This window comes from Alcanivorax sp. REN37 (genome assembly GCF_041102775.1).
GTDB classification, from domain to species: Bacteria; Pseudomonadota; Gammaproteobacteria; order Pseudomonadales; family Alcanivoracaceae; genus Isoalcanivorax; species Isoalcanivorax beigongshangi.
The window spans coordinates 2,393,558-2,406,186 of sequence record NZ_JBGCUO010000001.1 but is presented as its reverse complement, the minus strand read 5'-3'; the positions used below and the strand labels follow the sequence as shown (position 1 = coordinate 2,406,186).

The 12,629-nt window shown below is 64.1% G+C and carries 15 protein-coding genes; 8 read left to right on the top strand and 7 right to left on the bottom strand.

The features are described from left to right. Positions 1–29: 29 nt before the first annotated feature. Genes lptB through AB5I84_RS10910 form a run of 5 tightly spaced genes read right to left on the bottom strand, consistent with a single transcriptional unit; the run spans position 30 to position 3,285 of the window. Entirely contained in the window at positions 30–755 is a 726-nt protein-coding gene (gene lptB / locus AB5I84_RS10930; protein WP_369455892.1) for an LPS export ABC transporter ATP-binding protein, read from the bottom strand. Next, the gene (gene lptA, locus AB5I84_RS10925; RefSeq protein WP_369455891.1) at positions 752–1,276 is read right to left on the bottom strand and encodes a lipopolysaccharide transport periplasmic protein LptA; all 525 of its coding nucleotides are present in this window, start codon (positions 1,274–1,276) and stop codon (positions 752–754) included. The genes lptB and lptA overlap by 4 nt, the downstream gene beginning before the upstream one ends. Further along, positions 1,257–1,814 carry an LPS export ABC transporter periplasmic protein LptC gene (lptC, locus tag AB5I84_RS10920; protein WP_369455890.1) on the bottom strand — a complete coding sequence of 186 codons (558 nt, stop codon included), beginning with the start codon at positions 1,812–1,814 and terminating at the stop codon, positions 1,257–1,259. Before lptC ends, lptA begins: the two co-directional genes overlap by 20 nt. After that, positions 1,811–2,317: a KdsC family phosphatase gene (locus AB5I84_RS10915; protein ID WP_369455889.1), complete on the bottom strand. Its 507-nt coding sequence runs from the start codon at positions 2,315–2,317 to the stop codon at positions 1,811–1,813. The genes lptC and AB5I84_RS10915 overlap by 4 nt, the downstream gene beginning before the upstream one ends. Continuing rightward, positions 2,314–3,285 carry a KpsF/GutQ family sugar-phosphate isomerase gene (locus AB5I84_RS10910; protein ID WP_369455888.1) on the bottom strand — a complete coding sequence of 324 codons (972 nt, stop codon included), beginning with the start codon at positions 3,283–3,285 and terminating at the stop codon, positions 2,314–2,316. The genes AB5I84_RS10915 and AB5I84_RS10910 overlap by 4 nt, the downstream gene beginning before the upstream one ends. Positions 3,286–3,497: 212 nt before the next feature. On the opposite strand from AB5I84_RS10910, the gene AB5I84_RS10905 reads away from it, so the two are divergent. From AB5I84_RS10905 to hisC, 6 genes are all read left to right on the top strand, one after another. After that, the gene (locus AB5I84_RS10905) at positions 3,498–4,157 is read left to right on the top strand and encodes an MlaC/ttg2D family ABC transporter substrate-binding protein (protein WP_369455887.1); all 660 of its coding nucleotides are present in this window, start codon (positions 3,498–3,500) and stop codon (positions 4,155–4,157) included. Between the two features lie 55 nt (positions 4,158–4,212). Beyond that, positions 4,213–4,467, top strand: coding sequence for a BolA family protein (locus AB5I84_RS10900; protein WP_369455886.1), 255 nt, complete (start codon positions 4,213–4,215; stop codon positions 4,465–4,467). 36 nt (positions 4,468–4,503) lie between these two features. Continuing rightward, a complete protein-coding gene (gene murA / locus AB5I84_RS10895; protein WP_369455885.1) occupies positions 4,504–5,766 on the top strand; it encodes a UDP-N-acetylglucosamine 1-carboxyvinyltransferase in 1,263 nt (420 codons plus the stop codon). Positions 5,767–5,792: 26 nt separating this feature from the next. Beyond that, on the top strand, positions 5,793–6,452 hold the full coding sequence (gene hisG / locus AB5I84_RS10890) for an ATP phosphoribosyltransferase (RefSeq protein ID WP_369455884.1): 660 nt from the start codon (positions 5,793–5,795) through the stop codon (positions 6,450–6,452). Then, positions 6,449–7,750, top strand: coding sequence for a histidinol dehydrogenase (gene hisD, locus AB5I84_RS10885; RefSeq protein WP_369455883.1), 1,302 nt, complete (start codon positions 6,449–6,451; stop codon positions 7,748–7,750). The genes hisG and hisD overlap by 4 nt, the downstream gene beginning before the upstream one ends. 103 nt (positions 7,751–7,853) lie before the next feature. Continuing rightward, positions 7,854–8,912, top strand: coding sequence for a histidinol-phosphate transaminase (gene hisC / locus AB5I84_RS10880; protein ID WP_369455882.1), 1,059 nt, complete (start codon positions 7,854–7,856; stop codon positions 8,910–8,912). 59 nt (positions 8,913–8,971) lie between these two features. On the opposite strand, the gene AB5I84_RS10875 is transcribed toward hisC, so the two are convergent. Further along, positions 8,972–10,075: a trypsin-like peptidase domain-containing protein gene (locus AB5I84_RS10875; protein WP_369455881.1), complete on the bottom strand. Its 1,104-nt coding sequence runs from the start codon at positions 10,073–10,075 to the stop codon at positions 8,972–8,974. Between the two features lie 109 nt (positions 10,076–10,184). On the opposite strand from AB5I84_RS10875, the gene AB5I84_RS10870 reads away from it, so the two are divergent. Next, the gene (locus tag AB5I84_RS10870; RefSeq protein ID WP_369455880.1) at positions 10,185–10,940 is read left to right on the top strand and encodes a Nif3-like dinuclear metal center hexameric protein; all 756 of its coding nucleotides are present in this window, start codon (positions 10,185–10,187) and stop codon (positions 10,938–10,940) included. A 63-nt stretch (positions 10,941–11,003) separates the two neighbouring features. Next, entirely contained in the window at positions 11,004–11,906 is a 903-nt protein-coding gene (locus AB5I84_RS10865; RefSeq protein WP_369455879.1) for a diacylglycerol/lipid kinase family protein, read from the top strand. A gap of 67 nt (positions 11,907–11,973) precedes the next feature. Here the strand turns inward: AB5I84_RS10865 and AB5I84_RS10860 are convergent, their stop codons facing one another. Next, a complete protein-coding gene (locus AB5I84_RS10860) occupies positions 11,974–12,567 on the bottom strand; it encodes a Z-ring associated ZapG family protein (RefSeq protein ID WP_369455878.1) in 594 nt (197 codons plus the stop codon). Positions 12,568–12,629: the final 62 nt, after the last annotated feature.

The window sequence follows — 12,629 nt, the reverse complement described above, 5'->3', positions numbered from 1 at the left end:
GTGCCCGCCGGGTGGCACGGCACCGGGGATCAGAGACGGAAGTCAGCGCCGAGGTAGACGTCGCGCACTTTCTTGTTGGCGAGGATGTTGTCGGAATTGCCCGAGGCAATAATGTGGCCTTCGCTGACGATGTAGGCGGTGTCGCAAATATCCAGCGTTTCGCGCACGTTGTGGTCGGTGATCAGTACGCCGATGCCGCGGTCGCGCAGGTGCGAAATGATGCCTTTGATGTCGTTCACTGAAATCGGGTCGACCCCGGCGAACGGCTCATCCAGCAGGATGAAGGCCGGATCGGTGGCCAGGCCACGGGCGATCTCGGCGCGGCGCCGTTCACCGCCGGACAGACTCATGCCAAGGCTGTTGCGGATATGGGTGATGTGGAACTCCTGCAGCAGCTGTTCCATGGTCTGCTCGCGCTGGGTGGCGGTCAGGTCCTTGCGGGTTTCCAGGATCGCCATGATGTTGTCGGCCACCGACAGCCGGCGGAAAATGCTGGCTTCTTGCGGCAGGTAGCCGATGCCACGCCGGGCGCGCCCGTGCATCGGCAGCGCGGTGATGTCGTCGCCGTTGATCTCGATGCGGCCGGCATCCGGTGGCACCAGCCCAACAATCATGTAGAAGCAGGTGGTTTTGCCGGCGCCGTTGGGGCCTAGCAGACCGACCACTTGGCCCGCCTGAACTTCCAGCGACACATCTTCGATTACCCGCCGGCCTTTGTAGCTCTTGGCCAGGTTGCGTGCGCACAGCCGGTTCATCGGCGCGCTCCCTCGTTGTTGTTGCCCTGTTGGGTGTCGGCGGCTGGAATCACGATGCGCACCCGGTCCTCTGGGGTGGTGCCACTGGCTTCGACGTTGCGGCTGCGCAGGTCATAGACCACGCGGCCGCCTTCAAAGGAGCGGCCGTTCTGGCGGATGCGGGCGTTGCCGGACAGCACAATGCGCTGGTCGGCGACGTCGTATTCGAGTTTGTCGCCACGGGCTTCCAACTCATCGCCTTCACGCAGCGTGACCGGGCTGCCTTGCGCAATAACGTGGTGCAGCACGTCATTGCGCAAATGCAGCTCGATGCGATCGGCGGTGACCTGACGATTACCCTGGCGCAGTTCGGCATTGCCTTGGTACAGCCCGAAGCCGTCCTGTTGGCGGAACACCGCCTTGTCGGCACTGATCACCACGTCGCCGCCGCTGCTTTCGGTGGCCGCTTGGGCGGGCACGGTCAGTGCCAGGGCCAGCAGCAGCGCGCCAAGCGCCGGACGTTTACTGGGGAAGCTGTTCATAGCGGCTGGTCACTCGTCCGTTCAGTTCCAATTGGCCCTCGCCGAGGGCGGCGCGCATTGCGTCGGCGCGGGTTTCTCCGGAGCGGCCGCTCAGGGTGACCGGGCCCGGGGTGGTGAGCAACTCTTCCTTGGGCTGGTAAACCAGTTCCTCGGTAGTGAGCAGCACGTTTTCGTCGCCATGATGGCGGGCGTTGACCTCGTCACGCAGACGAATATGGTCGCCTTTTTCGGTGACGATGGCTTCCTTGGCGCTGACTTCCCATACCAGTTCTGGGTCGTACAGGCGGAAGTCCGGGTCGCTCAGCAGGGTGCGTTGTTCGCCATCCATCTCTGCCAGTTGGCTGGCGCGCAGGTCGTACTGCAGCCGCCCAGTTTCAGAAAAGCTTTGTGCGGTGACCTGTTCGGCGATCACGAACGGTGCGCTTTCACGGTCGCTGAACAGGTCTGGTACCCGGTCTTCCCATTCGTGCAGCGTCATCATGGCGACCAGGGCCAGCAGCAACACGCCGGTGGCACTGAGGACGCCTTGGCGCTTCATGCTTTACCGCCTTGGCGGGCACTGATAATCAGATCGCACATTTCGCGCACCGCGCCGTCGCCGCCGTTGCGGGTGGTGATGGCATGGGCCGCTTGCTTGGCGCAGTCGTGCGCATTGGGCACTGATAGCGCCAACCCGGCCCAGGCCAGTGCCGGTACGTCGGGCTCGTCGTCGCCGGCGTAGCCCACTTCGTGGGCGGCAAAGTTGAGCTGGTCGGCCAGCGCCTGCAGCGCCACGCCTTTGTCTTCACGGCCTTGGATCACATGCTCAATGCCGAGATCCGCAGCGCGGCGCGCCACCATGGCAGAGTTGCGCCCGGTGATGATCGCCAGCGTTACGCCGCTGCGTGCCAGTTGTTTGAGACCATGGCCGTCGAGGGTGTTGAACACCTTGAACGCTTCGCCGTCGGGACCGTAGTACAGGCCGCCGGCGGTCATGATGCCGTCGACATCGAACGCCATCAGGCGCACCCGGCGGGCGCGCTGCATCAGGTCAGTACTCATGCCACACCCGCCTTGAACAGGTTATGCATATTGAGGGCGCCGATCGGGCGCCGCTCGGCGTCCACCACGATCAGCCCGTTGATCTTGCGCTCGTCCATCACTTTCAGTGCTTCCGCGGCCAGCCGGCCGCTGTGAATCACTACCGGGTTGCGCACCATGACGGCGTCGATGCGCAACTGGCGCAGGTCGCTGAGCGGTTGGTCGAGCACCCGACGCAGGTCACCGTCGGTGAAAATACCGCTGAGTAGACCGTCGGCGTCGACTACCGCGGTCATGCCGAGGCCTTTGCGGCTGATTTCCATCAGGGCGTCGGTGAGCACGGTGTCTTCCGTCACCAGCGGCATGTCGTCACCGCTGTGCATCAGGTCATCCACGGTCAACAGCAAGCGCCGGCCGAGGCTGCCGCCGGGGTGCGATAGGGCAAAGTCCTCCGGCGAGAAGCGGCGGGCTTCCAATAGGGCGATGGCCAGCGCGTCGCCCATTGCCAATGCGGCGGTGGTGCTGGACGTGGGCGCAAGGTTATGCGGGCAAGCTTCTTCCTCCACCGCGACTTCCAGATGCACATCAGCTTGGACCGCCAGTGTTGATTGCGGTTTGCCAGTAATGCTGACCAGTGCGATGCCGCGGCGCTTGAGCACCGGTAAAATCGCCAGCACTTCGGCGGTTTCGCCGGAGTTGGAGAACGCCAGCACCACGTCGCCGCTGGTGATCATGCCGAGGTCGCCGTGGGACGCTTCGGCCGGGTGTACAAAGAACGCCGGCGTACCGGTGCTGGCCAGGGTGGCGGCAACCTTGCTGCCGATGTGGCCGGACTTGCCCATGCCGGTGACAATCACGCGGCCGGGGCTGTCCAGCAGGCGCTGGCAGGCGGCGTCAAACGCCGCGCCGACGGTGGGGATCAGGGCGGCGACAGCGTCGGCCTCCACGCGCAGCACCCGGCGTGCGGTGTCTTGAAAGCGGTTGCTCATGGGGTCTCCTCGGCGCAAGTGCGGCGCATTATACATGGCTCGATGGCGCCGGTGGCCAGCTTCATTAACCGGCGTGCCAGCACTGCCGGCCGGAACTGTTTCCACCTGTGACGGCTCTCAAGGGCACAACGGCGCATTGAGCGCTGGTACCTGGGTGCGAGGCTGCGATAATGGCGCCTTGCAACGCTGACGCCACTTCAAAGGAATCGAACATGACTATGCTTGCTTTGCGCCGCTGGGCCCTGCTGCCGCTGATGTTGTTGGGGATGCTGTCGACCGCGGCAATGGCCGAGGCGCCGGCGCCGGATGAGGTGGTGCGTCAGGCGGTGAACTCACTCACCGCCCGCATCGACCAAGAACGCGAGCGGTTTGACCGCGATCCGGCTTACACCCGCATGGTGGTGACCCAGGAGCTGGAAAAAATCGTCGATTTCCGCCGCATCACTCGACTGGTGATGGGTGAGTACTTCAACGGCGCCACCCGCGAGCAGCGCAACCGCTTCCTGGAGCGCTTCCGCAACAACCTGGTGCAGACCTACGCCGCCGGCATCACGCTCTACAACGGCCAGTCGATCCGGGTGTTGCCGGCGCAAGAAGGCGATGTGCGCGGCGACCGTGCGCGGGTAATGATGGAGTTCGTTACCGACAGCGGCCGGGCAGTGCCGATTGCCTATACGCTGTTCCTCAGCGACGGCAACTGGAAAGTGGACAACGTGATCGTCAGCGGCCTGAACCTGGGGCGCGTGTTCCGCAGCCAGTTCGAGCAGGCGATGGCGCAGCACGGTAACGACATCGAGAAGGTGATCGCGTCCTGGTCCGCCGAGCTCGATGTGGAGCAAGTGAAAGCGGGCGCCGGCGGGGACGGCGCCTGATTTTTGGCTGGAAAGCGCTTATCATGGCGCCCCTTCCTGACCTGTGAGGCGCCTGATGACCCCTGAGCAAGTAGAAGCCCTGATCCGCGGCGGCTGCAACGTGGCCGAAATGGGCGTGCAGAGCAATGGCAACCACTACGATATCGCGGTGGTGTCGGACGACTTCGTTGGGCTCAATGCGGTCAAGCGCCAGCAGCTGCTGTATGCGCTGGTGCGCGAGCCAATTGCAGCCGGCACCATGCACGCGGTGAACTTCAAGACCTACACCCTGGAGGAATGGCAGCAGGCCCAGCGCATGGGACTGGCCTGATTCCTCCCTTCCGAATCCAAACTGGATATTGAGCGCATGGACAAACTGATCATCACCGGCGGCCAGCGGCTGGATGGCGAGATCCGCATTTCCGGATCGAAGAACTCGTCGCTGCCGATCATCGCGGCCACCCTGCTGGCGTCTGAGCCGGTGACGGTGGGCAACTTGCCGCACCTGCAGGACGTCACCACCCTGATCGAACTGCTCGGCCGCATGGGCGTGCGCCTGGTGATTGACGACCGCATGAACGTGGAAGTGGATTGCTCCACCATTTCGGTGTTGGAAGCGCCCTACGAACTGGTGCGGACCATGCGCGCTTCGATTCTGGTGCTGGGCCCGATGCTGGCCCACTTCGGCGAAGCGGTGGTATCGCTGCCCGGTGGCTGTGCCATCGGCAGTCGCCCGGTAGACCTGCACCTGCAGGGCCTGCGCGCGCTCGGCGCCGAGATCGAGGTGATCAACGGCAACGTGCACGCTAAGGTCAATGGCCGCCTCAAGGGCGCTCGACTGGTGCTCGATACCGTCACTGTGACCGGCACTGAAAACTTGCTGATGGCCGCCACCTTGGCCGACGGCACCACGGTGATCGAAAACGCCGCTCGCGAGCCGGAAGTGGTGGATCTGGCCAACTGCCTGATCAAAATGGGCGCGCGCATCACCGGTGCCGGCACCGACACCATCACCATTGAAGGTGTTGAGAAACTCGGCGGCTGCCACCACAACGTGATTCCGGACCGCATTGAAACAGGCACCTACCTGATTGCCGCCGCCATCACCGGTGGCCGCATCAAGGTTAAAGACACTGATCCGACGCTGCTGGAAGCCACGCTGCAGAAGTTGGTGGAGGCGGGCGCCAAGATCGAGGTGGGCGACACCTGGATCAGCCTCGACATGGAAGGCCGACGGCCGAAAGCAGTGTCGCTGCGTACCGCGCCGTATCCGGCCATGCCGACCGACATGCAGGCCCAGTTCTTGGCCATGAACACGGTGGCCGACGGCACCAGCACCACGGTGGAAACGGTGTTCGAAAACCGCTTCATGCACGTGCAGGAAATGAACCGCATGGGCGCGGACATCCGCGTTGAAGGCAACACTGCCATCTGTCAGGGCGTACCGCACCTGTTTGGCGCGCCGGTGATGGCCACTGACTTGCGCGCGTCCGCCTCGTTGGTAATCGCGGCACTGGTGGCAGAAGGCGATACCACGGTAGACCGCATCTATCACATCGACCGCGGTTACGAGTGCATCGAGGAAAAACTGCAATCGCTGGGGGCGCGCATCCGCCGCGTGCCGGGCTGAGGGCCACAGGCCCGAAAAGAGGAACCATGACTGACGACCGCCCGCTCACCATTGCCCTGTCCAAAGGGCGCATCCTCAAGGACACGCTGCCGCTGCTGGAAGCGGCCGGCATTCGCCTGCTTGAGGACCCGGAAAAGTCCCGCAAGCTGATCTTCGAGACCAGCCGTGCGGACGTGCGCATCATCATCATCCGTGCCACCGACGTGCCGCCCTATGTGCAGCACGGCGCTGCGGATATCGGCGTCGCCGGCAAGGATGTGCTGATGGAGCACGGTGCCGAGGGCATGTACGAGCCGTTGGATCTGGATATCGCCAAGTGCAAGCTGATGGTGGCGGCGCCGGTGGATGCGGCGCCAATCGTCGGCCGGGTGCGGGTGGCAACCAAGTTCGTCAATGTGGCGCGGCGCTACTTCGCCGAGCGCGGCCAGCAGGCGGAAGTGATTAAGCTGTACGGCGCCATGGAGCTGGCGCCGATTGTCGGCCTTGCCGACCGCATCGTGGATGTGGTCGACACCGGCAACACGCTGCGTGCCAACGGGCTGGAGCCCACCGAGCTGATTGCCCATGTCAGCAGCCGCTTGGTGGTTAACCGCGCCAGCATGAAAACCCGCCATGCTGCGATCCAAGCCATCATTGATGTGCTGGCGGAGGCGGTGGCCGCCCGTCAAGCGGAGGCGCGTCCATGAATACCCATCGCCTGTCCTCCACCGATGCTGATTTCGACGCCCGCCTTGATGCGCTGACGGCGTGGAGCGAGGAGCGCGACAGCGAAGTGACCGAGCGCGTGCACGCCATCATTCAGGACGTGCGCCGGCGCGGGGACGCGGCGTTGGTGGAATACACCAACCGTTTCGACCGCCGCCAGGCTACCGACATGGCCGAGCTGGTGATTGATGCCGACGCGCTGCAAGCGGCGTTGGCACGTATTCCTGCGGCGCACCGCGAAGCGTTGGAAATCGCCGCCGAGCGGGTGCGCAGCTACCACCGCCGGCAGCTGACGGAGTCCTGGCAGTACCGCGACGAGGACGGCACCTTGCTCGGTCAGCAGGTCACCGCGCTTGATCGCGCCGGCCTCTACGTGCCCGGTGGCAAAGCGGCCTACCCCAGCTCGGTATTGATGAACGCTATTCCCGCCCAAGTGGCCGGGGTTGGCGAAGTGGTGATGGTGTCGCCATCGCCGGACGGTGAACTGAACGATACCGTGCTGGCAGCGGCGGCGATTGCCGGTGTCAGCCGGGTGCTGTCAATTGGTGGCGCGCAAGCGGTGGCGGCACTGGCCTACGGCACCGAAACGGTACCGGCGGTGGACAAGATCGTCGGCCCCGGCAACATCTATGTGGCGGAAGCCAAGCGCCAAGTGTTCGGCAAGGTCGGTATCGACATGATCGCTGGCCCATCGGAAATCGTGGTGGTGTGCGACGGTCACAGTGATCCGGATTGGATCGCCATGGACCTGTTCTCCCAGGCCGAGCACGACGAAGAAGCGCAAGCGATTCTGCTGTGCCCGGACGCCGCGTTCATCGACGCAGTGCAGGCCAGTATGGCGCGGCTGGTGACCACACTGGAGCGGGAAACCATCATCCGCACTTCGATGGCGGACCGGGGTGCGCTGATCCTTACCCGCGATCTGAACGAAGCCATTGAGGTGGTAAACCGGCTGGCGCCGGAACACTTGGAGCTGTCGATGGCAGATGCCGAGCAGTGGGCGAAGAAAGTGCGCCATGCGGGCGCTATCTTTCTCGGCCGTCACACGCCGGAAGCGCTGGGTGATTACTGCGCTGGCCCCAACCACGTGTTGCCGACCTCGGCCACGGCGCGGTTCTCCTCGCCGCTGGGCGTGTATGACTTCCAAAAGCGCAGTTCGCTGATTGGTTGTTCGCCGGCCGGCGCTAGCCGTTTGGCGGCGGTGGCGTCACCGCTGGCGCGCAGCGAAGGGCTCACCGCCCACGCGCGCAGTGCCGAGTACCGACTGATCGAATCCTGACTAGGCTGCCGGAGTGCCGGCGGCCCAGGCTGAAATGCCGCCGGCCCGTCCGGCGGCTCCGTCATCTGAGGCGGCCGGCGGCCGCGTGCTGGGGTGTGTTGTCATGAGTCGTTACTGGAGCGCTTTTGTTCACCAGCTCAAGCCCTATGTGCCCGGCGAACAGCCGAAGCTGAGTCGGCTGGTGAAGCTCAATACCAACGAAAACCCGTATCCACCGTCGCCTAAGGTGCTGGCGGCGCTGCAGGCGGCCAGCGATGAGCGGCTGCGGCTGTACCCGGACCCGGAGTGCAGCGAATTCAAAGCTGCGGTGGCACGTTTCCATCAGGTGCCGGAAGACCAGGTGTTTGTCGGTAACGGCTCCGATGAGGTGCTGGCGCACCTGTTCATGTGTTTCTTCCGCCAGTCCAAGCCGCTGCTGTTCCCGGATATCACCTACAGCTTCTATACGGTCTACTGCGGTCTGTACGACATCGACTACCAAGCGGTGCCGTTGCGTGATGATTTCAGCCTGGTGCTGGACGACTACAGCGGCGATAACGGTGGCATCATTTTCCCCAACCCCAACGCGCCCACTGGTCGTGCGCTGAGCCGCGACCAGATTGCCGAGCTGTTGCGCCGCAACCCGGATTCGGTGGTGGTGGTGGACGAAGCCTATATCGATTTCGGCGGCGAAAGCGCGATCCCGCTGGTGCAGGAATTCCCCAACCTGCTGGTGGTGCAGACGCTGTCGAAGTCACGCTCGTTGGCGGGCGCCCGGATTGGTTTCGCCATTGGTCAGGCACCGCTGATCGACGGGCTGGAACGCATCAAGAACAGCTTCAACTCCTACCCGCTGGACCGCTTGGCGCTGGCCGCCGGTGTGGCGGCGATGGACGACAAGGATTACTTCGAAGCCTGTTGTGCGCGCATCATTGCCGGCCGCGATGGGCTGGCGGCGGCGCTCACTGAGCGCGGCTTCAAGGTGCTGCCGTCGGCGGCCAACTTCGTGTTTGCCCGCCATCCGGCCTGGGAAGGCGCGGCGCTGACCGCGGCGCTGCGCACCCACGGGGTAATCGTGCGCCACTTTGCCAAGCCGGAGCGCATCGCGCCGTTCCTGCGCATTACGGTGGGCACCGACGAACAGAACCAAGCGTTGCTGGATGCGTTGGATGCCGAGCTGTAAGTGTTTGCTGGGAACATAAAAAACGCCGCATGATGCGGCGTTTTTTTATGGCTGGAAACTCAACGTGAGCCTTCCGCCGCCGGCGGCCGGGTGCCGAGTACGACCTTGAAGGCGATCTCTTCGCGCTGGCGCACGATGTTCAGTTCCAGCTCGGTGCCAGGGCGAGTGGCAGTGATGAATTGCATGCCCTCGTAGGCGTCGCGCAGCAAGCGGCCGTTGACGCCTACCAACACATCGCCAGGGCGGATGCCGGCCAGGTGCGCCGGGCTTTGCAACGCCACTTCGCGGATCAAGCCGCCGCGCACATCGCGCAACCCGAAATCGCCGGCCATCGATGGGGTGATGTTGGTCACCGACACGCCCAGCCAGCCGCGAATCACCCGGCCATGCTCGATCAGGTCGTTCATGACCGCTTTGGCGGTGCTGGTGGGGGTGGCGAAACCGATACCCTGCCAGTTGCCGTCGCTGGACAGGATGGCGGTGTTGATGCCCACCAGATGCCCCGCGCTGTCCACCAGTGCGCCGCCGGAATTGCCTTGGTTAATCGCCGCGTCGGTCTGGATGAAATTCTCGAAGGTGGTGATGCCGAGCTGGCTGCGGCCGGTGGCGCCGACGATGCCCATGGACACCGTTTGGCCCATGCCGAGCGGGTTGCCGATCGCCAGCACCACGTCACCGACGCGGACGGTGCTGTCATCGTCGATCTCGATGTAGGGGGCTTGCTCGATGTCCACTTTGAGCAGCGCTAGGTCGGTTTCCGGGTCGGTGCCCACCACCTGTGCCACTGCTTCACGACCGTCCAGCAACGCCACCAGGATTTCGTCTGCGTTGCGGATCACGTGGTGGCTGGTGAGCAGATAGCCCTGTGGCGATACCAGTACCCCGGAGCCGAGGCTGGCGAGAATGCGTTCGCGCTGCGGCGCTTCCGCGTTCGGCGGCAGGAAAGCTTGCGGCGGTGCGCTGCTGTCGGTACGCGCCACCATCTGTGTGGTGTAGATGTTCACCACCGCCGGAATCGCTTTTGTCACGGCGTCGGCGTAACTGGTGGCGTGGGGCTGGTCGGGGCCGCCGGGCAACGGGCTGCGGACGTTGAACAGCAGCAGCAACAAACCGACCACGAGGCCGGTCAGGACCGGTATCAGCAGGAAACGGAAAGCCTTCATCGGCAGCTCCTTGGAGAGTCCTGGGGCGGCGGTGGGGTACACTAGCGCGCAAGTGTAACAGAGACTGCCGCCGGCTCCTGTCCCTGCGGCCCTGATTTCGGAGACAACCATGGTTAAGCGCGACGCGCTGCTGGACGCCCTCAACACCTTGCTCAGCCCGCACAAATTCCGCGATTACTGTCCCAACGGGTTGCAGGTGGAAGGCCGTGAGCAAGTGCGCCGCGTTATTACCGGTGTCACTGCCAGCCAAGCATTGCTGGATGCAGCGGTGGCAGAGCGCGCTGACGTGGTGTTGGTGCACCATGGTCATTTCTGGAAAAACGAAGATCCCTGCGTACGTGGCATCAAGCGGCAGCGCCTGCAGACCCTGATCGGCCACGACCTCAACCTGATTGCTTACCACCTGCCGCTGGACGCCCATCCGGAGTTGGGTAACAACGCCCAGCTTGGGCAACGGTTGGGGCTGACCATCACCGGTTGGATGGGCGAGGGCGCCGATGCGCTCGGCTTGGTGGGCCGATTGCCGGAGCCGATGCCGGCGGAAGAATTTGCCGCCCACGTGGCCCAAGTGCTGGGGCGAGTGCCGCTGCATATCGGTGATGATCAGGACGAGATCGAGACCATTGCTTGGTGCACCGGTGCGGCGCAGGGGTTCATCGAGCAGGCTCAGCGGGCCGGTGTGGATGCCTATTTGAGCGGTGAAATTTCTGAGCCGACGGTGCATTTCGCCCGTGAAACGGGCCTGCATTATTTTGCCGCCGGGCACCATGCCACCGAGCGCTATGGCGTGCAGGCGCTGGGCGATTGGCTGGCGCGGCGGTTCGACATCGAACACCTGTTCATCGACATCGACAACCCGGTCTGAGGCGCACCTGATTTCCCGCCGCCGTGCTACCATCCGCGCCTTCCTGTGACCCGAGAGACATGCATGAAGGTGCTGGTGATCTACAACCCCGCAGCCGGCGGCGGACGCGATGCCTTGCTGCGTCGTTTTGTGCAGGCGCTGCAAGCCCGTGGCGCCGAGGTCGAGACTTATCACACCACCGGTCCTGGTGATGCCACCCGTGCCCTACAAGCTCGCACCGATCAGGGCGACGTGGTGGTGGCGGTGGGCGGCGACGGCACCACCAACGAAGTGCTGAACGGGCTGCAGCCGGAGGTGCCGCTGGGCCTGTTCGCCACCGGTACGGCCAACGTGCTGGCCAAGGAGTTGGCACTGCCGAAGCATCCAGAGCAGGCCGCCGAGGTGGTGGTGAACGGCCGCAACCTGCTGGTCTGGCCGGGGCAGCTCAATGCCCAGCGTTTCTTAATGTGGGTCGGGGTCGGCTACGACGCTTGGGTCGTGCGCGGCGTCAATCTGGCGGTAAAACGAGTGTTCGGCAAACTCGCTTATGTGCAGGCGATGCTCCAGCAAGTGGCCCGCTACGGTCAGGTGCGCTATCGCTTTGTCATTGATGGCCGTGAGCAGCTGGCCTATTCGGCGGTGATAGCCAACGCCAGCCACTACGGCGGTGACTTTATCCTCTCGCGCCAGGCGCGGTTGACCGCGCCCACGCTACAGGTGCTGATGTTCACTCGGCCCGGCCGCTGGCAACTGATCAAATGCTTGGCTGCGCTGCCGTTCGGCTTGATGGAATCGGTGGCGGGGGTGGTGTCGGTCAGTGCCCGTGACGTACAGGTGGAGGTTCTCGGCGGCATTACCGATGAGCCGCTGCAGGCCGATGGTGACCCGGCTGGTCAATTGCCGGCGCGGGTGACAGTGGCAGAACGGCCGGTGCTGGTGCGGGTGGGTCGCACACCGTTGCCACGGGTGGATGGCCCGGCGAACTGAGCCGTCAGCCATGGGCAGAGATGAAAAAGGCCAGCGATTGCTGGCCTTTTTGTTGGGCGAGATCCACTTAGCTGGCGGTGGATTCTGGCTTGCGCTCTTGGTTGGGCGAGCAGCCTTGGTCATCGCAACCGTCGGCGTAATCCCGTGGCGGCATCAGATGCTCGGTGTCGTCGTCATTGGCGCCGCTGCGTAGCGGCGCGTCCAGCGGCAAGTCGTCCACCGGCGCAAACACTGGCGTCGGCTTTTCCTGACGCAGGCCGTAGTCCTCGGCCAGGGTGCCTTGGGCTTCCGGGGCATAGTCCAGCGGCTGGGTGACGGGGCCGAGGGTGTCGCGGGTATCGCCGGGATAACCGGGCAGGCTGTCGAGCGTTTTAGCCATCGCCAGCCGGCGACCTTGTTCGGTGCACAGCGTGCGTGCACCGCCAGACAGATGATCATGCATGGCGCGGTACGACGAGGTGAGCTGGTTCACCAGCTCGGCGGTGTGCAGGAAATGGGCATCCACTTCTTCGCGGTGGTGGGTGAGGGCGGCAGCGGCTTCGTCACGCTCCTTGCGCAGTTGACCTTGTTGGCGACGCGCGGGCAACAGCAGGTACACCGCCAAGCCACCAACTGCGAGGCCGACGAGAAAAGGCACCAGGGCCGCAGAAAGCTGATCCATGTACATCTCCACATCAAGTCAGGGTGCACGCCCTGCACTAAGCCGGCGGACACCTATTGCAG